The 23,769-nt window shown below is 41.7% G+C and carries 19 protein-coding genes and 1 pseudogene; 11 read left to right on the top strand and 9 right to left on the bottom strand.

Features of this window, described 5'->3' with window-relative positions:
• Positions 1 to 9 precede the first annotated feature (9 nt).
• The 3 genes from MUN53_RS10570 to MUN53_RS10560 are packed head-to-tail and all read right to left on the bottom strand — an operon-like array spanning position 10 to position 2,698.
• Positions 10 to 1,110: an endonuclease/exonuclease/phosphatase family protein gene (locus MUN53_RS10570; protein ID WP_243325388.1), complete on the bottom strand. Its 1,101-nt coding sequence runs from the start codon at positions 1,108 to 1,110 to the stop codon at positions 10 to 12.
• Positions 1,111 to 1,116: 6 nt separating this feature from the next.
• Complete coding sequence (locus MUN53_RS10565) at positions 1,117 to 1,995, bottom strand: rhomboid family intramembrane serine protease (protein WP_022456500.1); 879 nt, start codon at positions 1,993 to 1,995, stop codon at positions 1,117 to 1,119.
• Positions 1,976 to 2,698: a rhomboid family intramembrane serine protease gene (locus MUN53_RS10560; RefSeq protein ID WP_243325387.1), complete on the bottom strand. Its 723-nt coding sequence runs from the start codon at positions 2,696 to 2,698 to the stop codon at positions 1,976 to 1,978. The genes MUN53_RS10565 and MUN53_RS10560 overlap by 20 nt, the downstream gene beginning before the upstream one ends.
• Positions 2,699 to 2,910: 212 nt before the next feature.
• Here MUN53_RS10560 and MUN53_RS10555 point away from each other — a divergent pair, with 212 nt between their 5' ends.
• The 9 genes and pseudogenes from MUN53_RS10555 (at position 2,911) to MUN53_RS10515 (ending at position 13,354) form a co-directional block, all read left to right on the top strand.
• A complete protein-coding gene (locus MUN53_RS10555) occupies positions 2,911 to 3,183 on the top strand; it encodes an HU family DNA-binding protein (protein WP_022456498.1) in 273 nt (90 codons plus the stop codon).
• 216 nt (positions 3,184 to 3,399) lie between these two features.
• Positions 3,400 to 3,774 (top strand): hypothetical protein, encoded by a 375-nt coding sequence (locus MUN53_RS10550; protein ID WP_243325386.1) that lies wholly within the window; start codon positions 3,400 to 3,402, stop codon positions 3,772 to 3,774.
• Positions 3,775 to 3,914: 140 nt separating this feature from the next.
• On the top strand, positions 3,915 to 5,708 hold the full coding sequence (argS, locus tag MUN53_RS10545) for an arginine--tRNA ligase (RefSeq protein ID WP_243325385.1): 1,794 nt from the start codon (positions 3,915 to 3,917) through the stop codon (positions 5,706 to 5,708).
• 498 nt (positions 5,709 to 6,206) lie between these two features.
• Positions 6,207 to 6,890 (top strand): ABC transporter ATP-binding protein, encoded by a 684-nt coding sequence (locus MUN53_RS10540; protein WP_022456496.1) that lies wholly within the window; start codon positions 6,207 to 6,209, stop codon positions 6,888 to 6,890.
• Positions 6,883 to 8,145, top strand: coding sequence for an ABC transporter permease (locus tag MUN53_RS10535; protein ID WP_243325384.1), 1,263 nt, complete (start codon positions 6,883 to 6,885; stop codon positions 8,143 to 8,145). The genes MUN53_RS10540 and MUN53_RS10535 overlap by 8 nt, the downstream gene beginning before the upstream one ends.
• A 14-nt stretch (positions 8,146 to 8,159) precedes the next feature.
• The gene (locus MUN53_RS10530; protein WP_243325383.1) at positions 8,160 to 9,422 is read left to right on the top strand and encodes an ABC transporter permease; all 1,263 of its coding nucleotides are present in this window, start codon (positions 8,160 to 8,162) and stop codon (positions 9,420 to 9,422) included.
• A 20-nt stretch (positions 9,423 to 9,442) separates the two neighbouring features.
• The gene (locus MUN53_RS10525; RefSeq protein WP_243325382.1) at positions 9,443 to 10,561 is read left to right on the top strand and encodes an efflux RND transporter periplasmic adaptor subunit; all 1,119 of its coding nucleotides are present in this window, start codon (positions 9,443 to 9,445) and stop codon (positions 10,559 to 10,561) included.
• Between the two features lie 19 nt (positions 10,562 to 10,580).
• A complete protein-coding gene (locus MUN53_RS10520) occupies positions 10,581 to 11,930 on the top strand; it encodes a TolC family protein (protein ID WP_243325381.1) in 1,350 nt (449 codons plus the stop codon).
• 82 nt (positions 11,931 to 12,012) lie between these two features.
• A pseudogene (locus MUN53_RS10515) lies at positions 12,013 to 13,354 on the top strand (MATE family efflux transporter).
• Between the two features lie 26 nt (positions 13,355 to 13,380).
• Here MUN53_RS10515 and MUN53_RS10510 read toward each other — a convergent pair.
• From MUN53_RS10510 to MUN53_RS10485, 6 genes are all read right to left on the bottom strand, one after another.
• On the bottom strand, positions 13,381 to 13,977 hold the full coding sequence (locus MUN53_RS10510; RefSeq protein WP_243325380.1) for an HU family DNA-binding protein: 597 nt from the start codon (positions 13,975 to 13,977) through the stop codon (positions 13,381 to 13,383).
• A 455-nt stretch (positions 13,978 to 14,432) separates the two neighbouring features.
• A complete protein-coding gene (locus MUN53_RS10505; protein ID WP_243325379.1) occupies positions 14,433 to 15,617 on the bottom strand; it encodes a porin in 1,185 nt (394 codons plus the stop codon).
• A gap of 143 nt (positions 15,618 to 15,760) precedes the next feature.
• Positions 15,761 to 16,573, bottom strand: coding sequence for a glucosamine-6-phosphate deaminase (gene nagB / locus MUN53_RS10500; protein WP_022456486.1), 813 nt, complete (start codon positions 16,571 to 16,573; stop codon positions 15,761 to 15,763).
• Positions 16,574 to 16,655: 82 nt separating this feature from the next.
• Entirely contained in the window at positions 16,656 to 17,840 is a 1,185-nt protein-coding gene (locus MUN53_RS10495) for an FprA family A-type flavoprotein (protein ID WP_243325378.1), read from the bottom strand.
• Positions 17,841 to 17,858: 18 nt separating this feature from the next.
• Positions 17,859 to 18,689 carry a prolipoprotein diacylglyceryl transferase gene (gene lgt / locus MUN53_RS10490; protein WP_243325377.1) on the bottom strand — a complete coding sequence of 277 codons (831 nt, stop codon included), beginning with the start codon at positions 18,687 to 18,689 and terminating at the stop codon, positions 17,859 to 17,861.
• Positions 18,690 to 18,780: 91 nt separating this feature from the next.
• The gene (locus MUN53_RS10485) at positions 18,781 to 19,677 is read right to left on the bottom strand and encodes a diaminopimelate dehydrogenase (RefSeq protein ID WP_022456483.1); all 897 of its coding nucleotides are present in this window, start codon (positions 19,675 to 19,677) and stop codon (positions 18,781 to 18,783) included.
• Positions 19,678 to 20,437: 760 nt separating this feature from the next.
• Here MUN53_RS10485 and MUN53_RS10480 point away from each other — a divergent pair.
• Positions 20,438 to 22,762 (top strand): outer membrane beta-barrel protein, encoded by a 2,325-nt coding sequence (locus MUN53_RS10480; protein WP_243325376.1) that lies wholly within the window; start codon positions 20,438 to 20,440, stop codon positions 22,760 to 22,762.
• 22 nt (positions 22,763 to 22,784) lie between these two features.
• Complete coding sequence (locus tag MUN53_RS10475; protein ID WP_243325375.1) at positions 22,785 to 23,501, top strand: MBL fold metallo-hydrolase; 717 nt, start codon at positions 22,785 to 22,787, stop codon at positions 23,499 to 23,501.
• The last annotated feature ends 268 nt before the right edge of the window (positions 23,502 to 23,769 follow it).

Genomic DNA, 23,769 nt, shown 5'->3' with positions numbered 1-23,769 from the left:
CTCAGACCATTATTCCAATTGCAGGTAACACCACATGGGATAATGGTCTGAATAATCCACATGTTCTACCGTACAATTATAAGGTTTTATATTGGGTGAACAGAGAATATGGTCGATCCTGAACCAAAAGAAATTCTCATTATACGAAATTCCCATTCCTCTTCCGGATGCCGAAAAAGCATCAGTCAGTCCTTTTCCTATCGTATGATGTGCATACGAAATCGGCGTATCATTAAAATCTCCGCAGACAATAGTATATTCGTTGGACGAATCAGCAATCGCCTTAGCTACACTTCTTGCCTGTGCCGCACGGATCTTAAAGGCTGCGCCTAATTTCTGTTGGATAGTTCCCTTCAAATTTCCAAAGCTTTCTGAATCCATTTCCTTAATAAAAGAAGCATACTTGGAACGGTCTTCCGAAGTCAGCTTGAAAGATTCCAGATGATTGTTTATCAAAGTAATCTTTTTATCCTTGATGCGTATGGTATGTACTGCCGAACCATTATACCGACTGTCGTACTTGATCCGCCGACTCTTTTCTATCGGATACTTGGAAAAGACGGCTATTCCATAACGCAGTCGTCCGGCGCGGTTCAAATAGACGATCGAACGATAGGGATACATATCCAGTTCTTTGTAGATCTTCTTCTTGGTCAGAAACTTACTTTGCGTATCTTCGGCATATTCCTGCAAGCAGACGATATCGGCTCCTGAACGGGCAATATAGTCGATCGTCGGATTCGGATTCTCTTTGGTATGAGGTTTGTAACCGAATGCCATTATATTATAGGTAAGAAGCTTGATGGTATTTTCCTGCGGAATGTCATCAACCTGCGAATGAAAAGGGAAATAAAGTTTTACTTGCCCCCAACACAACAGGAAAGAAAGCAGACCAATCCAAATAAAACGCCATTCCTGCGTAAAAAGCCAGTAACCGGTCAGGCATAAATTCAAGATACAGAATACCGGGAAACCCAATCCCAAATAAGCTCCCAGGGTAAATGTCTCCGGAGAAATCCGATCGGACAACGCAGCCAAAAGAAACAGAATGACAATCACGACATGAATTGTCAGAAAAAATGACTGAAATATGATCCGAAAGAATTTCATATACCTTTATTTTTTACTGGCATCAAACAACTGTTTCTTCTCGTCGGAAGTAAGACTCTGGTAACCCGATCGCTTCAGCTTGTCCAGAATAGCATCCAGATCAGCAGCTTCGCGTTGCTTGCGGGCATTGTATTCATAATCGGTTTCAGGACGTTTGTATGTCACTTTCATACGCGGCTTGCGGGAAAAGAGGTTGGCTAGTTTGTCAAGCAAACGGTTCAACGGACGGGTTATATCTTTTCCGGCTCGCATTCGCGAAGCAAACAGGATACCAAACAAGGCACCGCCGATATGAGCCAAATGACCGCCGGCATTGCCGGATGTAATAGAAAGCAAATCGAGTAATAATGTCAGAATAGCCAGATAATAGATTTTGATTCGTCCGATCAGGAAGAGCATAACTTCTTCTTCGCGGGCATAAAACGAAACACCGAAAACAATCGCCATGACCGAAGCCGAAGCGCCTAACAGAAAACTATAAGGCGCCGAATCGGCATAATAAGGAAAAATATTATAAGCCAGCATAAAAAGGAAGGCGCCAAAGATACCTCCCGACAAATAGACGCCCAACAGTTTCCGCTGGTCAAAATGATTCAGGAACATCCGTCCGAACCAATACAACCACAACAGGTTAAACAGAACATGCAATACTTCGTAATGCGTAAACATATAAGTCAAAACCGACCACGGCTGACGCAGGAATACTTCAAAAGAAGAAGGGAATTCCAGATAACGCAGGTAATATGTCCCGTCGAGATTGAATAACAACAAGAAGATATCCGCCAGACGTATCAGCAAAAAGAGGGCAATGTTCACATAAATAATGCGAAGCAAGATATCGCCTTCCCGAAAACGGGTTTGTATGTTAGATAAAAAACTGTCCATTACTCAAATCTTTCTTCTTCCAATATCTAATCAACAAATAACCAAAAAGCATACCTCCCAGATGGGCAAAGTGAGCAACGCTGTCTCCACGGAAATTGGCTACACCCATAGTCAGTTCGGCCAATCCGTAAAAGATAACGAAATACTTAGCCTTAATAGGGATCGGCACAAACATCAGATACAGGGGAACATTCGGAAACAGCATACCAAATGCCAGCAAGATACCGAAAACGGCTCCGGAAGCACCGACGGTTACAAACAAATTATAGAAATCAGCTTTGTCCAATATCTGTCCGCCTCCGATGTTCACCAGTTCTTGCGGAGCATTGATCACGTCTCTCAAATCAAAATACCAGGTCAATTCCTGTACCAGTCCGGCACCTATACCCGTCACCATGTAAAAGATCAGGAAACGCTTCGGTCCCCAAACATTTTCAAGGACACGACCGAACATATACACAGCAAACATATTGAAAAATACATGCGCAAACGAATGCGTATCATGCATGAACATATAGGAAATCAACTGAAAAGGATAAAAATCGGTGGCTCCCGGAAAATGCAATCCCAATAAACTGATCAGATCGATTCCGGCTTTCGGCAAACTCAGGCTTGCCACCCAAAATAAAAGATTAATGATAATAAGATTCTTTGTCACTACCGGGATTCTATCTAAGAATCCTCCGCCATTTTGATTCATCATACTTTATTTTCTTGCGCAATAACTTTGGTTTATATCTCGCAAAGGTAAATATATTTTGCTTTTAACCTCAAAAATGAAGATAAAACATCATTCACGTGTAAAAAAAACAGCATTTATTTTGCTCGCTCACAAAATAAAAGTACTTTTGGAACGGTTTATCGTTCTAATTTTCAAAACGAAAACATACTATTAATTACATAATTATTTTCATTATGAACAAAACAGAATTTATCAATTCAATTGCAGAAAAATCTGGATTGAGTAAAGTAGATGCCAAAAAGGCATTAGACGCTTTCGTGGATACAGTAGCTTCCGAATTAAAAGCAGGTAATAAAGTAGCCATTCTAGGTTTCGGTACTTTTAGTGTAAATGAAAAAGCCGCTCGTACGGGTTTGAACCCAAGAACCAAAGAATCAATCGTTATTCCGGCTCACAACGTGGCTAAGTTCAAACCGAGTAACGAACTGAACGATTCGCTGAATTGATTCTATTTTTTCACGGAATAATAAACAAAGGTGCAAACTTATCGGTTGCGCCTTTTTTCTTTTTCCGAAATATCATTTTGATTACCTAATACACTTATCCGTATCTTTTTATCAATTTTATAGCCGTTTTATAAACGCTTCTTTTTCGCATTCAGGCATTTTTCAGCGACATTTTGGCTCTTTTTTCAACAAAACAAACCAAAAACAGGCTTTTTCATGCCTGAAAACGAAGAAATTCATGCCTATGAATTTCAAAAAAGACCTTACTTTTTCACGATTTCCTGCCTATATTTTCCGAAAAAGCCCGGCAGAAACGGAAATAAAAGTCCCGAATTTCGGATTCCGGGCCTTTTCCATCCACAAAAAGCTCATTTTTTATTCGCCAACCATACTCAAATCCAACTATCAATCTGCTTGTGTTTTCACGATCTGAAAAACAGAAGAATTAAAAACACGCCTTCCATGCCTATTCATTTTTCTCCTTGTCAATTGATTGGCTTTATTTCCAGCCATTTTGTCAAACCTAAAGTCCAAATACAGCGCATAAAACCGAACTATCCCGTATTCATTCCCGTACAGCGCAAGGATTAAAGGGGTATTTTGACAAAATGACAAAATGCTCATTTAGTAAAAAAGTAAGTCAACGGATTCATTTCCGTACGGATAGAAGCAGTAAATATCAGCGAAAAGACGTACCTTTGCCGAAAATTAGCTAATAGAAGACGATAGATATGGTTATTGAACAGCAAATTACCGGTTCTGTCATTGCCGGTATCAAAGAATTGTATGGTGCAGATGTAGCAGAGGCACAAGTACAGTTGCAGAAAACAAAGAAAGAATTCAAAGGACATCTTACTTTGGTTGTCTTTCCTTTCCTGCGTATGTCCAAGAAATCTCCGGAGCAGACTGCTCAAGAATTGGGCGAATACCTGGTAAAAAACGAACCGGCTGTAGCGGAGTTCAATGTCATCAAAGGTTTCTTAAACCTGACCGTTGCCAGTGGTTGCTGGATTGATTTGTTGAACGAAATCAATGCGGCACCGGAATATGGCTTTACGAAAGCGACTGAAAACTCGCCGCTGGTTATGATTGAATATTCTTCTCCTAACACAAATAAGCCTTTACATTTAGGTCACGTTCGTAATAACCTGTTAGGATATAGCTTGTCGAAGATCATGGAAGCCAACGGTAATAAGGTAGTTAAAACCAACATCGTGAACGACCGTGGTATCCATATCTGCAAATCCATGTTGGCTTGGCAGAAATGGGGCAATGGTATTACACCCGAAAAGGCAGGCAAGAAAGGCGATCACCTCATCGGTGATTTCTATGTCTTGTTCAGCAATAAACTGAAAGAAGAAACATCGGCACTCGAAGCACAGGGTATGACAAAAGAAGAAGCCGAAGCAGCTTCTCCTTTGATGCAGGAAGCCCGCGAAATGCTCCGTAAGTGGGAAGCCGGAGATCCGGAAATTCGTTCGTTGTGGAAAATGATGAACGACTGGGTATATGCCGGATTCGATGAAACCTACAAAATGATGGGTGTCAATTTCGACAAGATCTATTATGAATCTGAAACCTATTTGGAAGGTAAAAGCAAAGTACTGGAAGGATTGGAAAAAGGTATTTTCTATCGCCGGGAAGACGGTTCGGTATGGGCTAACTTAACAGCCGAAGGACTGGACGAAAAGCTTTTGCTCCGTGCTGACGGTACTTCTGTTTACATGACACAGGATATCGGTACAGCAAAATTGCGCTTCGACGATTACCCCATCAACAAGATGATCTATGTGGTAGGTAACGAACAGAACTATCACTTCCAGGTATTGTCAATCCTGTTGGACAAACTCGGATTCGAATTCGGTAAGGGTCTGGTACATTTCTCTTACGGTATGGTTGAATTGCCGGAAGGAAAGATGAAGAGCCGCGAAGGAACCGTAGTTGATGCCGACGACCTGATGGAAGAAATGATCAATACAGCCCGCGAAATCTCTCAGGAATTAGGAAAACTGGATGGTCTGACTCCGGAAGAAGCCGAAGATATTGCCCGGATGGTTGGTTTGGGTTCACTGAAATACTTCATCCTGAAAGTAGATCCGCGCAAGAATATGACATTCAACCCGAAAGAATCTATTGACTTCAATGGTAATACCGGTCCTTTCATTCAATATACACATGCACGTATCTGCTCCGTATTGCGTAAAGCAGCAGAACAGGGAATCGTTTTACCGGCTGCCTTACCAACGAACTTCGAGCTTTCGGAAAAAGAAGAAGGATTGATCCAAATGTTGGCCAACTTCAAAGCAGTCGTAAAAGAAGCTGGCGAAACTTATAGTCCGGCGCTGATAGCCAACTATACATACGATTTGGTAAAAGAATACAATCAGTTCTACCATGACTTCTCAATCTTACACGAAGCTGACGAACAACTGAAAGTATTCCGTCTGGTTCTTTCAGCCAACGTTGCCAAGATCGTGAAGGAAGGCATGGGCTTATTGGGTATTGAAGTTCCGGAACGGATGTAAAATCCCGCCGGAAACTTATTCCATCCAAAACGGAATAAATAATCATTTTGATACATTTCAGTCAACGGATTATAGGGAATATTGACGAAAAAGACCAAACAGTCTTCGGTTCTCCCTATAATCCGTTACTTTTTCACATAACAATTCTTCTCTAAATTAGATTAATTTATCATTAGTTCTTATCTTAAACCTCTTTATTTACGCCCTATTTTCTCCAATTTGTTTTCTATTTCTTAATTCTTTCCGTTAAATATCCCTAATATTAAGTATCATGTGATACAAGGTACTTATTATATTCATACATTTGTTTCGCTAACAGATAGAACAATGCGAAAGCATAATGGAACACAAGGCTTCGAGTATCAGCCCAGATCAGAGAAGTGGATCAGGAAAAGAGAGCGTGAATCTGATGAAAAGTTGGTACAATACCGAAAATTATCGATGCAAATTTGTAACAAAAACAATCCGCATTGCGTCTAATACATAAACATTAAAGCAATGATCGAACTACGAGACATCAACAAGACGTATTTTAATGGAGCACCACTCCATGTCTTGAAAGGAATCAACCTGGATATCGAAAAAGGAGAAATGGTTTCTATCATGGGAGCTTCGGGTTCCGGGAAATCGACTTTACTGAATATCCTCGGTATTCTCGACACATACGACACGGGAACCTATACTTTGAACGGGCAACTGATCAAAGACTTAAGTGAAAGCCGGGCAGCCGAATTAAGAAACCGGATGATCGGATTCATCTTTCAATCGTTTAATCTGATTTCGTTTAAGAATGCTATGGAAAACGTCGCGCTTCCTCTTTACTACCAGGGTATTTCCCGAAAGAAGCGAAATGCCATGGCGTTGGATTATCTGGATATGGTCGGATTAAAGGACTGGGCTGAACACATGCCCAACGAAATGTCTGGAGGACAAAAGCAGCGTGTGGCCATTGCCCGTGCCCTGATTGCCAAACCTCAGATTATTTTGGCAGACGAACCTACCGGAGCGTTGGATAGTAAGACGACAGTTGAAGTCATGGAATTGCTGCGTAACGTCAACAAAGAAGGAATGACAATGATCATTGTCACGCATGAACAATCAGTAGCCGATGCGACTGATCGTATCATTCGCCTGAAGGACGGATTGATTTCGAATATAGAAAAAGGGAAAGGTCATGTTTGAATTTGATGATTTTAGAGAGATTTGGAGTACCATCAAGCAGAACAAGCTCCGTACGTTCTTGACCGGCTTCTCCGTTTCATGGGGAATCTTTATGCTGATCATTATGTTGGCTGCCGGAAACGGACTGAGGAACGGCGTGATGCATAACTTCCGGAACATGTCGATGAACAAAGTTCAAGTCTGGAATGGTTACACCAATAAGCCATGGAAAGGTATGCAATCCGGTCGGGTCATTCATTTCAAGGAAACAGACCTGCCGATCTTGAAGAACCGGTTCAAGGAAATTGATCTGCTCTCAGCCAACGTTTGGCACAACGATACACTCTATGTCAATAAAGAATTTATCAGAGGAGAAATGCAAGGCGTCTTCCCCGACCATGCAAAGATCAATTATGTAAATGTAAAATCAGAGAACGGACGTTTCATCAACGATCTGGATATGCGGGAAGAGCGCAAAGTCATCGTATTAAGTCCACGTATGGCTGAAGTCCTTTTTCCCGGACAGAATGCGTTGGGACAATACATCAAAGCAGGGAAACTGATGTGGCAGGTCGTGGGTATATACAACGACGATGAGAAAAGCAACAATGCGCCCGCCTATATTCCCTTCACCACAGCTCGCAGTCTGTATAATAAAGGATATGGATTCAGCAGCTTTTCCTTCACCTTAAACGGTGTCGTCACTAAGGAAGCCAACGAGAAATTCGAGAAAGACTTCCGGGCATTGATGGCTCAGCTACATCAATTCGATCCGACTGATACCAATGCTATCGGTATGTGGAACACGGCTGAGAGCTTCCGCATGATGAATAATATCATGAACGGTATTGCTTTGTTTATATGGGTTGTCGGTATCGGAACCTTAATTGCTGGAATCGTAGGCGTAAGTAATATCATGTTGATTACAGTTCGTGAACGAACGAAGGAGTTTGGTATCCGAAAAGCAATCGGAGCCAAGCCGTCTTCTATCCTACGCCTGATCATTACGGAATCTATTTTGGTAACAGCAGTCTTCGGATATATCGGTATGCTGGGAGGAATCGGACTGACAGAGCTGATCAATAGCGGGATGGAAGCAGCCGGAGTCGGTGAAAATCCGGGACAAGGTGGTACGATCTTCCTCAACCCGACAGTTAATTTAAGTATCGCTTTAGCTTCAACACTATTGATTGTCATAGCAGGCGTGCTGGCAGGTTACTTTCCTGCCCGGAAAGCTGTTAGTATCAGTGCCATCGAAGCCATGAGAACTGAATAAAGAAAGGAGCGAGTATGTTTTTAATCGATAGAGACAGATGGATTGAAATATGGGTAACCATCACCCGAAATAAAACAAGAAGCCTGCTGACTTGCTTTGGTGTCTTTTGGGGAATCTTAATGTTGGTCTTACTTTTAGGAGCAGGAACAGGACTAAAGAATGCGGTTTTGGGCGAGACGGAAGGTGTTGCCACCAACTCTGTCTTCTTTTATGCAGACAAGACTAGCATACCTTATAAAGGATTTAATAAAGGAAGAAGCTGGGATTTGCGTAATCGGGATGTCGCAACTATCCAACGGGAAGTAGAAGGTGTTGATCAGATCGCACCAATGATCTTTGGAAGCAGTAACGATAAGAATGTAGTATACGGACAAAACAGTGGTACATACCATGTAAAAGGTGTTACTCCTGCCTACTTCTTCATTGAGACGCAAGATATGTTGTTCGGTCGTCCGCTCAACACGATCGATGAGAAAGAGAAACGAAAAGTATGTACCATCGGAATGGATGTTAATAAAGCTCTTTTCCAGAATGGGAATCCGTGCGGGAAATACATTCGGGTAAACGGATTGTATTATCAGGTTGTCGGTGTAACAAAAGCCAAATCAACCAACATGAATATCAATGGGCGCTCTGATGAAAGTGTATTTATTCCGTTCAGCACTTTGCAACAGAGTATGAATCTTGGCGATAAGATTTTCCTGGTTGCCATCAGTATTCTGCCAAACTATGATGTGGAAGCGATTATCCAGCAAGCCAAGCAAATCATCTTTCAGCAGAATGAAATTGCGCCGGAAGATCCGCAGGCTTTGGGAACCATTAACATTGCTGAGATGTTTCGCACCTTTTATCTGTTGTTTATGGGAATCGATATTCTGATTTGGATTGTAGGCTTAGGAACTTTATTAGCAGGTATTATCGGAGTTAGTAATATCATGATGGTAACGGTTAAGGAACGGACTAAGGAAATTGGTGTACGCCGCGCATTGGGTGCCAAGCCTTTCGATATCATTTCGCAGGTAATGAGTGAAAGTCTTATGCTGACAGCCATGGCTGGCTTACTGGGATTAAGTACAGGCGTATTCTTATTAGACTTCGTCAATCGTATCCTGACAGCTACACCCAGCGATGATATTGTGATTAAAGATCCGAGTGTCAATATACAAACAGCGGTTGCCGCCACCATTATTCTATTAATCAGTGGACTGTTGGCAGGACTGATTCCGGCATGGCGTGCTATGCAAATCAAGGCAATCGATGCATTAAGAGATGAATAATATAAAAAAGCTCAATGAATATGAAGAACAGAATCGTGAAGAAGATTATGAGAACGCTGTTGCTTGTCATTATCTTCGCTGCCGTAGGAGGAACTTTCTATTTCCTTTGGCAGAAGGCACAACCGGTAATTACGGTGTATGAGATCGTAACACCAACTATCGGTAACGTAGAAACAAAAGCCGTAGCGACAGGAAATGTAGAACCTCGTTACGAAGTTGCTATCAAACCTCAAATCTCCGGTATTATTGCTGAACTGAAGAAAGAAGCCGGTCAGATGGTAAAGCAAGGAGAAATCATTGCAACCATTAAGGTAATTCCGGAAATGGTACAATTAAACAGTGCCGAATCTCGGGTTAATCTGGCGGAAATCTCCCTCAAACAGGTAGAAGAAGTCTATAAACGAGACGAACAACTCTACCAGCAGGGTGTTATTGCCCAAGAAGAGTTCGAAGCCAGCAAGGCGAATTATCAAAAGGCTGTAGAAGAACGTAACACAGCCCAAAGCGAATTAGAGATTGTACGTGACGGTATTTCCAAAAACTCCAACGTAAGCAGTACGACCCAAATCCGCAGTACGATAACGGGAATGATTCTGGATATTCCTGTTAAGGTAGGTAACTCAGTGATCCAGGCAAATAACTTCAACGACGGAACAACGATTGCGACGGTGGCTGATATGAACGATATGATCTTTAAAGGCAAAGTAGATGAAACCGAAATCGGTCGTATTCACGAAGGAATGCCTATCAAACTGACTATTGGAGCGATGGAAAGCCGCAAGCTGGATGCACAATTGGAATACGTTTCTCCGAAAGGTGTCGAAGAGAACGGTGCCATTCAGTTCGAGATTAAGGCGGCTTTGCAAGTACCGGAAGATGCTTTTATCCGTGCCGGTTACAGTGCCAACGCCGAGATTGTTCTTAAACGGGCTGACAGTGTATTGACTATCCCTGAAAGTACGGTCGAATTTAATGGTGATTCTACCTTCGTCTATCTGTTGAAACAGGAGAAACCGGAACAGGTGTTCGAAAAGAAACAAATCGAAATCGGTCTTTCCGACGGTATCAATATTGAAGTTAAAAGCGGACTGGATAAGGATACGAAGATTCGTGGCGCAGCTATTCAACCGGAAAAATAACCCTTAAGCAGCAGATGTTATGAAACGATTGATTCTATTAACAGGTATTTCCGCCTGCTTGCTTTCGTCTCCAGCCTGGAGTAACGAGCCAGTCAAGACGTGGTCGCTCGAAGAATGTATCCGCTATGCGATAGAACATAATATAGATCTGAAGCAACGGCAGCTCGATCATGACAATAAGAAGGTGGAATTGCATACTAGTAAGTATAGTTGGCTGCCTGACTTGAATGCGAATATCGGACAGAACTTCGACTTTGGCCGTTCTCCTTCGAAGACGGGTGTGATTGTAGACCAGAACTCAGCCAACAGTTCGGCTTCTATTTCCTTGTCGATGCCGATCTTCGACGGTTTTAAGATTCCAAACGACATTGCAGCCAAACGATTGAACCTGCAAGCGGCCGTAGAAAACCTGAATAAAGCGAAAGAAGATCTCTCTATCAACATTGCTTCGTATTATTTGCAGGTTTTATACAACAAAGAGATGGCAAAAATTGCCGAACTACAACTGGCCTTGAGTCAAGAGCAAATCACCAAGACGGAAGCCATGGTAAAAGCGGGAAAAGTTCCTTTGTCACAACTCTATGATATCAAGGCGCAGGCTGCCAACGATGAAGTATCGCTGACTGAAGCCCGCAATAATGTCAAGCTGGCTTTGCTGGATTTGGCACAGAGTCTGGAGCTGGAACGGAGTGGAACGGAATTTGATATCGTCACACCGGCAACGGATAACGCAGTCAATACCTATATGAGCAGTATTATTCCGCCGGATGATATTTATCAACAGGCAGTAACATTCAAGCCTCAAATCAAGGAACAAGAGTATCTGTTGGAAAGTATGAAAAAGCAATTGAAAGTAGCTCAGTCGTATTATTATCCGAAGATTAACTTCGGAGCCAGCTATTCCAATGGTTATTATCATTACTATACCGGAGATGTTGAAATGCCCGCTTTCTCGGATCAGTTGGCACAGAACGGACGAAAGACCATCGGTTTCTCGTTAAGTATTCCACTTTTCAACCGTTTCCAGGTACGGAACAGTGTACGTCAAGCACGTATTGGTATTCACAATCAGGAACTGATGATGGAGAATACCAAGAAAACGCTCTATAAAGAGATACAACAGGCTTATTATAATGCAACGGCTGCACAAGAAAAGTACTTGGCATCCGACAAATCCGTCCAGGCAAGCGAGGAAGCTTTCAAGTATGCCGAAGACCGGTACAACGCAGGAAAGAGTACGGTATTCGAATTCAACGAAGCAAAAACCAAGTATGCAAAAAGCTTAGCCGAACAGGCACAATCCAAATATGAATTCATTTTCCGGACCAAGATTCTGGACTTCTACAACGGCACACCGCTGAAGTTATAAACATTCCCGGAAAAGAAATAAGAAAAAGGAGCCAAGGAATAGAAAACTATCTATACCTTTGGCTCCTTAAAACTTTTCAGGCATGAATCATCTGTATAAAAGAGATCTGACCAATGGCCCCATTGCTGGCAGTATGCTTCGCTTTGCCTTACCGCTTATGCTGGGGAACCTGTTGCAGCAATGTTATAATATTGCCGACACACTTATCGTTGGTCAGGTACTGGGTGCAGAGGCTTTGGCAGCAGTCGGCTCTTCTTACGCCCTGATTGTCTTTATTACTTCCATCTTTATCGGCTTATGTATGGGATGTAGTGCCGTCCTTTCCATTCAATACGGAGCCAAAGACATCCGACAGATGAAACAAAGTATTTTCTCTTCCCTGCTGATCGTAGGAGGAACAACGCTACTACTCAATATCTTGTCGCTGGCTTTCCTTTCACCCATCATCAAGATACTGCAAACGCCACCCGAACTTGAAGCAATGACTTACCGGTATCTTTTTCTCATCTTCTTGGGCATGATACCGATGGCTGTCTATAACTTCTATGCCTTTCTGCTTCGTTCGGTGGGTAATTCCTCCAGTCCGTTGTATTTTCTGCTTATATCAGTTACCTTTAATATCGTATTGGATGTACTGTTCATGGTAGGACTGAAAATGGGTGTGGAAGGAGCTTGCCTTGGCAACCGTTATCTCTCAAATCGTTTCTGCCGCAGGTATCTATCTATATACCTGGAAGCAATTCCCGGAATTACGTTTATCGCGCGATGACCGACAGATAGATTTTTCCTCTATTCGGAAGATTGCTTCCTTTTCTTACCTGACTTGTATGCAACAGTCGGTCATGAATCTGGGCATTCTAATGGTACAAGGACTTGTAAACAGCTTTGGAACAACCGTAATGGCCGCATTTGCCGCCGCCGTTAAAATCGATTCCTTTGCCTATATGCCGGTACAAGATTTCGGAAATGCCTTTTCAACCTTCATCGCCCAAAACTTCGGAGCCCGACGACAAGACCGGATTCGCCGGGGAATCCGTTGTGCCTGGCTGACAACTACGTTGTTTGCCGGTATCGTATCTATACTGGTTTTCTTCTTTGCCGCCGAACTGATGAGTATATTCATTCCAGCATCCGAACAAGAAATCATATCAATCGGTGTCGCCTATCTGCAAATCGAAGGAAGCTTCTACATCGGAATCGGTTATTTATTCCTGTTCTACGGATATTTCCGAGCAGTATCCCGTCCTTCCGTTTCCCTTATTCTGACCATTATTTCACTAGGAACAAGAGTCATCCTCGCCTATTCGCTGGCCGCTATCCCGAGTTTAAGTTACAACGGCATTTGGTGGTCTGTTCCCATCGGTTGGATCTTAGCAGATATTGCCGGTGTTTTATTCTATAGAAGGCAGTATATCAGTGGATAGAAATAAGGCTACCAATTTTCCCCCCCTCAATTTCCTTTCCGATACAACGGATGCTTTAAGGAAGCTATATTGACAATCTTCTTTTCGTCCCGCAAACGTTTCAAATGACGGACAGCTGTTGAATACGTTAGTCCGCAATATTCCTGGAATTGACTACGGGTCAATGTTTCCTTCTCTTCAAAGTAAGCAGCCACCATCTCATCGATTTGTGTGTCCGTATAAGTCTTTGAATGCGATTTATCCTTCTGACGAACAAAATCAGTCCGTTGCAACAGATGTTTCATCCGTGCTGCCGGACGAAAGGCAACCGACTTAAATTGAATCGATTCCGCACGTACTTCTTTCGGAGATTTAACAGGCGGACATTTCAATGTCATCTGCAAATATCCGATTCCATCCAAATGAACGCTATAACCATCCCGTAACTTTTCTGCCATAATATCGGCTAAAGCTACTAATGCAGCCTTTACATCTGCCGTCGATAAACTACACCGATTCTGGATTTCTTCTGCAAGTTTTTCCGTGCTTATTGTGCCACTCGGAACAATCCGAGCATGGTATCGTGCTTTTTTCTTGCTTCCCGGCAGCTTGGGATTCTGATAGAAGTCGTAATTCGCTGACATTTTTTATTCCGTTTTTACCGTCAATTCGTCTTTTATATCCGAGAAACTAATTAAATCACCTTTATGAATTGATCAAATCACATTTGTGACTCAATCAATTCACCCAGGTAATGCAATTAATTCACTCATATGATACAAAAAGTTTCTCGGCACAAATGTACGAATAATTAAGCGATTTACAACAAATTTCAACGGATTAATATTTGTTAATAAGGAGCTGTAAATAGTTGGAAAACGAAGGGTTGCACGTAATCAAAAGTAATTTTTAGACAAGAAAAGCAAGAGGATCGAAAGTAGGTGGTTAAAAATGCGTTCGAATGTAAAGTACATCAAAACGATTGATTGAAAGAAAAGGCTTGCCATAAAGGCAAAATAAAGGCCCTTGAGTAGCCCATTAAAAATGAAGCTACCCAAATAACATTTATAATCTGATGTATCTGAATAAAATAGAAAGGTTAAATCACCGGAATGGTATAAAGCATTCCCAACATGATTTGCTGGGTAGAGAAATCTTTTCCCCCGATTTGTCTGGCAAGTTCAGGAAAATGAATTTTCTGCATCGAGAAGTGCAAGAAGACTTGTAGGTCTTTTCGCTTCAAAGGATAATACTCTACGCAAAACTGTGTATTCCAAGTCTGACGATATGTTCCTTTCTTATAGATCCAATTATCCTTATAAACACTGCCGGTTTCATAGACTCCTTTGACATACATATTCCATTTCGGATGCAAACGATAATCAAAATTGGCTATCCAGGTCAGATATTGAACATATTGCGCCGTTAAAGGAGATTCTTTCTCCAAGGTTTGAATAGACGAAACCAATCCTTTAGAATCAACTTCTTCCCGGGAATACAAACAATCTAGGTAAGCAAGAATCGGACCTCTTTCCCAAACATTTCCAAAAGTCAGGTAATATATATTCCGGTTACGCAGAATTTGTCCGGCAGCTGCCGAATAATAAAACTGCAAAGCCTGATCATCATAGAATTTTCCTACCCAATTCAGCGCACCCATCAACGGAACTTTAGGCATGGAAGAAGCCTCTTCGCCAACATGTATCTCTGCTTCTGTTTCCACTCGGTTATTCGCTACTTCAAGCGTAAGCGACTGATGCGGCTTTAAGTGGTAAGTTCCCGAAACGCCAGTCAGATAAGCTGGTGTATAATTATTAAAGTCCGAGAATTCCCGCACCAGAATCGAATTGACATAGTATTCATATCCACCCAACATAAAGAACTGTTTACCGGCTGTCAAGGTAAAACGATCCGTTATGTCCCAACCCATGTTTGCCAACTCGACATGCGTTGACAATTCATCTACGGTATTTGGATTCGTATATTTATTATAAGTATAGCGGAAATGATAGGAAAACTTATCAAAGAAACGCCCCAGAACTTCCATTCGCAAACGATTCAACTTGAATCGAGCCTGATCTAATGCAAAATCCTGGAAACTGGTTGTAAGTGAAGTACAGAACTGAAAATTCAGATGCGAAGTAAAAGAACGCGCATCATCTTTCTTTAACTGCTCATAAAGCGACTTCTGCTGTTCAAGTGAGTCGACCAAAGCCAAATCCTGGGCCCATAAAGAACAAACTCCCAACGAAAAGAATAAAAATGACAGAAGTTTCCGTTTCATGAGTATTCAGATTTAATATTTCCCGAAGATACATATTTTTATCAAGTTCCACAAAATATATCGGGATTGACGACAAACATAAAAAAGCGTCGTCTCAGAATTTCCGAAACGACGCCATCTTTATGAATATCTAATTAAACTATTTATTTCAACAGAGAATCCGGACACAGATGATCTTTTTCGATATCCTTGAAGTAATTGTATGTACCGACCTTCAATTCAGCACAAGCAGCATCATCACAAACGATGATTCCTTTCGGATGCAACTGCAAAGCTGTAATTGTCCACATCTGGTTAACGGCACCTTCTACAGCTTGTTGCAAAGCACGTGCTTTGTTATGACCATTTACCATAATCAAAACTTCCTTTGCATCCAGAACAGTTCCAACACCTACGGTTACAGCAGTCTTCGGAACCTTATTTACATCGTTATCGAAGAAACGGGAATTGGCAATAATCGTATCAGTAGTTAATGTTTTCATACGAGTACGAGAAGCCAATGATGAGCCCGGTTCATTAAATGCTATATGACCGTCAGGTCCGATACCTCCCAAGAACAGATCAACACCACCAGCAGCTTTCATCTTTGCTTCGTATGCAGCACATTCTGCTTCGATATCTTCAGCATTACCATTCAGGATATTTACATTTTCCGGTTTGATATCGATATGACTGAAGAAGTTATTCCACATAAAAGAATGATAACTTTCAGGATGATCTTTCGGAAGTCCAACATATTCATCCATATTGAAAGTAATTACATTCTGGAAAGAGATAACTCCTTTCTTATTCAACTCGATCAAGTTCTTATACATGCCTAACGGAGACGATCCGGTTGGCAAACCTAATACAAATGGTTTTTCCGGCGTCGGATTTGCCTGTTTAATCTTGGCGGCAACATAATTAGCTGCCCATTTTGACAACTGCTCGTAATTCTGTTCAATAATAAGTCTCATAATATTATATTTTAAATGTGCGAATGTTCAAAAACAAAACATTCACAAATGTACACATTTAATTCATTTAATCCGAAAAAAATCAGATTCTTTCTGCCATGGCTTTACCAAGTTCCCAACAAGCTTCATACTTATCAGGTTTCAAGCCTTGCTTTTGTTCAACTGGCGCACCAACAACTTCCCAGTTCATCTTTTCTCCAAAAGCTGCCAGACGCTTTACGGCTGCTCCAGCCCATGAGAAAGAACCGAAATAACCGAACAAACGGTTCTTAACTTCGCGTACTTCGATCTTCTGCAACAGAGAATCGATTTCCGGATAAAGTTGGTTACTATATGTCGGACAACCAATAATAACAGCTTTATATTTGAAGATATCTTTCAAGATATAAGAAGCATGGCTCTTGCTTACATTATGCATAACGATGTTTTTCACTCCATGTTCTGCCAATGATGAAGCAATCGCTTCGGCCATCTGCTCGGTATTACCATACATACTGCCATAAACGATAACCACTCCGTCTTGTCCTTCATAACGACTCAGCTGATCATAGATTTTGATTACGTCTGGAATATATTTTGTCCATACCGGTCCGTGGGTTGAACAAATGGTTTTAATTTCCAAACCCGACAGCTTCTGCAAGGCTTTTTGTACCGGATTACCGTATTTACCTACAATGTTGGCATAATAACGACGCATTTCATCCCAATAGTGATCCAGATTCATGTCTACATCCAGGACAGCTCCGTCTAATGCTCCGTATGTTCCAAAAGCATCAGCAGAGAAAAGAATCTTATCTGTAGCATCGTATGTTACCATCACTTCCGGCCAGTGTACCATTGGTGCCAGATGGAATGAAAGCTGATGCCGACCAACGTTCAAAGTTTCTCCGTCTTTTACTTCCAACAGTCCGGTATTAATTCCGTGAAAACCTTCCAACATGTCGAAAGTACGTTTGTTTCCTACTATCTGAACATTCGGATAAAGCTGACGAAGCAGGCGGATACTTCCGGAATGATCCGGTTCCATGTGATTAACGATCAGATAATCCAGTGTACGGCCCCCCAGTGCATCTTCGATTTTCTTCAAGAAAACATCCGAATAACAAACATCCACCGTATCTACCAATACAGTCTTTTCATCAATGATCAGATACGAATTATAAGAAACGCCATAAGGCAAAGGCCACATATTTTCAAACAAGACCTTCTGGCGATCATTTACGCCAACATAATAAACTTTATCAGCAATTTCCTTCAGCTTATACATATATATTATAGATTTATTTTAATGATTGGGTTTTGCCTGAGCACGACAAGCTCTCACAACAAACCAAATTCCTGCCAATACAAACGGAATGCTCAGCAGTTGTCCCATATTCAACAGCATATCTGCTTCAAAAGCTTCCTGGTCGTTCTTCAGGAATTCGATGAAGAAACGGGAAGTAAAGATACAGATCATGAATACTCCGAAAATAAGTCCCTCGCGTTTCCAGGCTTCTTTGCGGAAATACAACCACATACACAGGAAGAACGTCAGGAGATAACAAAGTGCTTCGTATAATTGTGTCGGATGACTCGGCGCAGAAAATATCGGTTCAGCACCGGCTTTCCAGGCATGTAAGTTCTCGATAAAGCGGAAAGCCCAGGGAAGATCCGTCGGATGACCATAGATCTCGTGGTTCATCAGGTTACCCAAACGAATCATGGCTGCGACCAATCCCGTCGGAACAACCAGCTTGTCGAACGTCCACGACATACTTTTATGGGTAATCCGCTTGGAATAAAAGTAAATAGCGATAATGATACCTAATGTTCCACCATGGCTGGCTAATCCTCCTTCCCAGATTTTCAAGATTTCTATCGGGTTGGCTAAATAATAATCCGGGGCATAGAACAGACAATGCCCTAAGCGAGCGCCAATGACAGTACCAAAAATGGTGTACATCAACAAGGAATCGATCCATTCCGGCTTAAGATTCTCTTGCTTCCACATCTTCTGAACGATTATATATCCAATCCAGAAACCAACAGCAAAAGCCAAGCCATACCATCGAATCTCTCTTGAACCGATTGAGAAGATGGCCGGATCGGCTGTCCATGTGATAAAATCCAACATAAGTATTCGATTGAAAATAAAAAACTGAAAGTTGAAAAGAGAAGAATGCCTTCCGCACTCTCCGGTTTTCAACTTTCAATCTTCTATGAAATTAAACAAGTCTTCTGATCAAGGCTTCGCGATCGCCATACAACATATCGATGATTGGTAATTCGATCATCGTATAAGCTCCCGGTTTCTGCTTCAAGCTTGCACGGGCAACTGATACCAGAATCTGAGCTGTCAAAGCCGGATTATTGATCTTCATGTCGAATTCGATCAACTGATTCTGTGTTTTACCCGATACACCTTTTCGTACCAAGTTTACACCGTGTCCCATATCCAACAGGTTATCTACGCTTTCAACTTGCATCACGTGTGTTTCATCATGAGCAAAGTAATCGTCGGCTTTGATTGCGGCAGCTACATCCTTGAAATCGTATCCGTCTTTCACTTCGATATAAACCATACGACGATGAACGCCGGTTCCCAATGGGATTGTCATACTCAACGCAGCCTTTACACCTTCAATTGCCTTAACAGCTACGGTATGTCCCATACTCATACCCGGACCAAAGTTCGTATATGTAATACCTTTCGGTACCATCGCTTCCAACAAAGCACGAACAACTGAATCGCTTCCCGGATCCCAACCGGCTGAAATAACAGAAACCCGGTTGTGAGCCTTCGCTACTTCGTCCAACGAACGGCGAAGGTCGGCGATTCCACCATGAATATCAAAGCTATCTACTGTATTAATGCCTAAAGCCAAGATTTCTTTTGCATAATGTTCAACCTGACGGGTCGGAGTTGCCAAGATAGCCACATCTACTTTTTCCAGTTTCGAGATATGATCTACAACCGGATAAGCCTGCAACTCGGCCGGAATATCATTAGGATTACGACGTACAACGCCTGCAACTTCAAAATCAGGAGCGGCTTGCAAAGCCTCCAGAACATACTTTCCAATGTTGCCATAACCAACGATGGCTGCTCTAATCTTTTCCATAAACTTATAAATGTTCTATTTGTCGCAAAGGTAGAAATAAATCAGTATTTATAGTCAGTTATACAACAAAAAATAAACAAAATTGGTTGACAAAAATCAGAATGAAAGCTTATTAAAAAATCTTATTAAGTTTTGTCTTATCCATAATGAACCGACAAAATCCTTAGGAATAAGAAAGAGATATAGCCAGCTTTTCTTTCAAACATGGGTATATTATCACCTATTCTCTTTAGAAAGAAAGGCGTTTCTGCCTAAAAACAGATCGTTTCACCTCTGTGGTACGATCGTTTCACCTGGGTGGAACGATCTCTTCACACTTGTGGAACGATCATTTCACACGGGTGAAACGATATAAATAAAAAGATTTTACATCTATATCCAGTATCTCTTCTTTTTATGTATTTTTGAAGAAATAATATTCTCTCAAGAGCGTTGCATTGGAAAAAAACGTATATTTGCGATACAAGCGGGAGAAATCCGCTGACGTAAACTAAGCGTTTTTGCTTTATCCTGAAAAACGAAATCGCCAATTTCAGAGGAAGGATAGAGACAATGTAACGCTCATTCTGTGTTTGTCTGTATGCAATTTGGTATGGTCCTTGGTGGCTATATCCTATTCGTCATACACAATACGGCGTGAGAATATTGTTTCTTCGTCCATTTCCTCAAGGTGTTTGGCGATACCTGTTTTTCAATGGACAGAACAAGTCTCACGCTTCTTATTTATAATACAGGATGTCAAACTTAAAAAGCAAACCAGATGATTAAAAACATCATTACCTGTTTCCTATTAGCAGGAAGCATACCTCTTTCAGCACAAACGATCCATGGAAAACTTGTCGATGAAAAAGATCAGCCTTTACCCTATGCCAATATCGTATTGTTATCGCTTCCGGATTCATCGTTCGTAACGGGTACGATGAGTGATGAAAACGGTTCTTTCGCCTTGGAAGCAACAGCCTCCAACCAGCTCGTCCGCATTTCGTCTATTGGCTTTGAGACCATCTATAAATCCATCAATCCGCCAGATTTAGGCATCATACGTTTGGCCTCGGATGTACAGCAATTAGGCGAAGTCGTAGTAAAGGGTTCATTACCCATTACCCGCATGAAAGGAAATGCCATGGTAACAAGCGTAAGCGGAACCGTACTGGAAAAAGCTGGAACTACCGAACAATTACTTGACAAAATCCCGAATGTAACCGCTCAAGACGGAGAAATAAACGTATTCGGAAGGGGAACACCGGAAATCTATATCAACGGACGTAAAGTACGAGACCTGACAGAACTGGATCAGATATCGGCAGAAAACATCAAGTCGGTAGAAGTCATCAACAATCCGGGTGCCCGATACGGAGCTGAAGTGACAGCAGTTATACGAATTGCTACCAAGAAGGTTGAAGGCGAAGGCTTTGGATTCGACAATCGCGCCATGTTTCAATACAACCGCGACTGGAGCGCCTTGGAACAGTTTAACTTCAACTATCGTAAAGGGAGTTTTGACTTGTCGGGCATGATCTACGGTTCTCGTTCTTACGGATGGTCCTCCAAAGATTTTTACCAAGATACCTATCTCCAGCAATATTGGAGACAGGAATCAACCGTCTTCACCGATGGAACTGACAAAAGATTAGGCGCACAGCTTGCCTTGAACTACACTTTCGACGAGAATAACGCCATCGGTATTCGCTACGGATATGATAAAACGCCGGAAAATACCATGAACATGATCCTGAATACAGAAGTATTTCAAGACCATGAACCAACAGAAAGCACTTACAGTCCGAATCTCGAAACCGATGAAGATGACACCCATCAGCTGAATGCCTACTACACGGGAAAAATCAATAACTGGAACGTTGACTTAAACCTGGATGGTTACTGGAGTGATATCCATAAAGAAAACAACATCGATGAAGTTACCCGCATACCCAATCAAGCAGAAGAAACCCGGACAGTTTCCTCATTCAATGACGTAAGCAATTCGTTATATGCTACCAAACTGATACTTTCCAAACCCGTATGGGACGGCGAGTTAGCTTTGGGTGGTGAATATACATATACAAACCGGGGGAATCTCTTCATCAATCCGGAAGGAATTCTCAATGATGACGACAGTCGTATCCGTGAAAACATGGGAGCCATCTTCGCCGAATACGGAAAGAATTTCGGAAAAGTTCAAACCCAGATAGGGCTGCGCTATGAATATACCTCATCCGACTATTACGTAGAAGGCAAACGGATAGACGAACAAAGCAAGACATACAATAATCTGTTCCCGACGTTTTCCTTGTCATTTCCTATCCAACGGATAAACATCCAACTGGCTTACCGGACAGATATTGCTCGTCCGTCCTATTGGGATCTGCGTAACAATGTATTATATGCTAACAAATATACATACGAAACCGGAAATCCTCTATTGAAACCGACATTGACTCAAAACGTAACATTGGGAGCAACATACCGATGGCTACAAGTAAGTACCGGTTATAACCGTATCAAAGACAAGGTCATCAACGTAACAAGCTTATACGACGAAGAAAATCCGACCATTATGCTCATATCACTGGCTAATGCTCCGACGTACGACAAGGTATTTGCCGGACTGACCATTGCTCCTACCATCGGATTCTGGCGTCCGCAATGGAGATTTCAGGTAACAAAACAATGGTACACAACCCAAACGCCTCAAGGGCCGTTGAAACTGAATAACCCGATGGGAACCATCACCTGGAATAACAACCTTCAGTTGCCTTGGGGAATATTACTGGATGTTGATTTCCTATACAAGACGAAAGGAGATATTCAAAACGGTCGTTTCTTAAAACCCTCATGGAGAGCAGATCTTTCCCTACAAAAGAGCTTCCTCAACGACAACCTGACCCTTCAGCTCGACGCATGGAATGTATTGGATAGTTATAAACGTAGTTTTATCATGTATGTCAGCGACCGGCAAACCATGCAAATGGACGAGCATTCCACACATTGCCAAGCTAGACTGACAATACGCTATAAATTCAATGCCAGCAAAAGCAAATATAAAGGAACAGGAGCCGGACAAGAACAAAAGAGCCGTATGTAGTGTTCTTTATAAAAAGCTTTTTATGAAACTGACATATATTTATCACAGTTGTTTTGCTCTGGAGACTCCGGCTTATTCTATTCTATTCGATTACTATAAAGATACGAAGGGAAAGCAAGGTTATGTACACGACATCTTGCTCCAAAAGCCGGAACCTCTTTATATCTTGTCGTCACATTTTCATCCGGATCACTTCAGCCGGGAAATCTTTTCCTGGAAAGAACAAAAGGAGAATATTCATTACTTATTAAGTAAAGATATCCTGAAACACAAAAAGGCAATGGCCAGTGAAGCGACATTCCTGACCAAAGGAGATATTTACGAAGATGCTCTGATCCGGATTCAGGCTTTCGGCTCGACAGATGTAGGCGTATCCTTTCTTTTGACATGCGAACACAAGCATATCTTCCATGCAGGAGACCTCAACAACTGGCATTGGAAAGACGAATCGACCGAACAGGAAGTAAAAGAAGCCGAAGGAAACTTCCTGCATGAAATAAAGATTTTGAAAGCAACATGCAACAACATCGACATTGCCCTGTTTCCGGTCGATCCGCGAATCGGAAGTGAATTTGCCCGAGGTGCCGAACAATTCATTCAGCAAATACATGTAAAACAATTCATTCCGATGCATTTTTGGGAAAAGCCGGAACTTACGCTTCCGTTTGGAACATACGCCCAAGAAAAAGGCGTTTCGTTCAATCTGCTCCAACAGCCCGGAGAAAGTCTTGATATATAGGTTTTATCTGCACCTGTGGATAAAACATTTCCTAAAACATATTTTTAAGACAGAGATTTATTTGAGATGAAATAAAATAGACATGAATATGTAATTTTTTTCCCGAAATTCATGGTTACTTTTCATAAAGAACTTATATTTGCCTACAATTAATTAGTCCTTAATTCCGCAACACTATAATTTAACTTTATTTATAAGTTCCTGAGCAACAAAAAGTTGCCCAGGATTTTGCCATGTCAGAATTTTCACTTATCTTAGTGTTGCAAAA

The sequence above is a fragment of the Parabacteroides faecalis genome (assembly GCF_022809355.1).
Classification (GTDB): domain Bacteria; phylum Bacteroidota; class Bacteroidia; order Bacteroidales; family Tannerellaceae; genus Parabacteroides; species Parabacteroides faecalis.
Note: the sequence above shows the minus strand (reverse complement) of the source record. Positions and strands in the feature narration are given on the sequence as shown.

Coding starts and splice junctions, on each gene's coding strand:
- MUN53_RS10570 (WP_243325388.1), bottom strand. CDS start 1,110: ATGAAATTCTTTCGGATCATATTTCAGTCATTTTTTCTGACAATTCAT.
- MUN53_RS10565 (WP_022456500.1), bottom strand. CDS start 1,995: ATGGACAGTTTTTTATCTAACATACAAACCCGTTTTCGGGAAGGCGAT.
- MUN53_RS10560 (WP_243325387.1), bottom strand. CDS start 2,698: ATGATGAATCAAAATGGCGGAGGATTCTTAGATAGAATCCCGGTAGTG.
- MUN53_RS10555 (WP_022456498.1), top strand. CDS start 2,911: ATGAACAAAACAGAATTTATCAATTCAATTGCAGAAAAATCTGGATTG.
- MUN53_RS10550 (WP_243325386.1), top strand. CDS start 3,400: ATGCCTGAAAACGAAGAAATTCATGCCTATGAATTTCAAAAAAGACCT.
- argS (WP_243325385.1), top strand. CDS start 3,915: ATGGTTATTGAACAGCAAATTACCGGTTCTGTCATTGCCGGTATCAAA.
- MUN53_RS10540 (WP_022456496.1), top strand. CDS start 6,207: ATGATCGAACTACGAGACATCAACAAGACGTATTTTAATGGAGCACCA.
- MUN53_RS10535 (WP_243325384.1), top strand. CDS start 6,883: ATGTTTGAATTTGATGATTTTAGAGAGATTTGGAGTACCATCAAGCAG.
- MUN53_RS10530 (WP_243325383.1), top strand. CDS start 8,160: ATGTTTTTAATCGATAGAGACAGATGGATTGAAATATGGGTAACCATC.
- MUN53_RS10525 (WP_243325382.1), top strand. CDS start 9,443: ATGAAGAACAGAATCGTGAAGAAGATTATGAGAACGCTGTTGCTTGTC.
- MUN53_RS10520 (WP_243325381.1), top strand. CDS start 10,581: ATGAAACGATTGATTCTATTAACAGGTATTTCCGCCTGCTTGCTTTCG.
- MUN53_RS10510 (WP_243325380.1), bottom strand. CDS start 13,977: ATGTCAGCGAATTACGACTTCTATCAGAATCCCAAGCTGCCGGGAAGC.
- MUN53_RS10505 (WP_243325379.1), bottom strand. CDS start 15,617: ATGAAACGGAAACTTCTGTCATTTTTATTCTTTTCGTTGGGAGTTTGT.
- nagB (WP_022456486.1), bottom strand. CDS start 16,573: ATGAGACTTATTATTGAACAGAATTACGAGCAGTTGTCAAAATGGGCA.
- MUN53_RS10495 (WP_243325378.1), bottom strand. CDS start 17,840: ATGTATAAGCTGAAGGAAATTGCTGATAAAGTTTATTATGTTGGCGTA.
- lgt (WP_243325377.1), bottom strand. CDS start 18,689: ATGTTGGATTTTATCACATGGACAGCCGATCCGGCCATCTTCTCAATC.
- MUN53_RS10485 (WP_022456483.1), bottom strand. CDS start 19,677: ATGGAAAAGATTAGAGCAGCCATCGTTGGTTATGGCAACATTGGAAAG.
- MUN53_RS10480 (WP_243325376.1), top strand. CDS start 20,438: ATGATTAAAAACATCATTACCTGTTTCCTATTAGCAGGAAGCATACCT.
- MUN53_RS10475 (WP_243325375.1), top strand. CDS start 22,785: ATGAAACTGACATATATTTATCACAGTTGTTTTGCTCTGGAGACTCCG.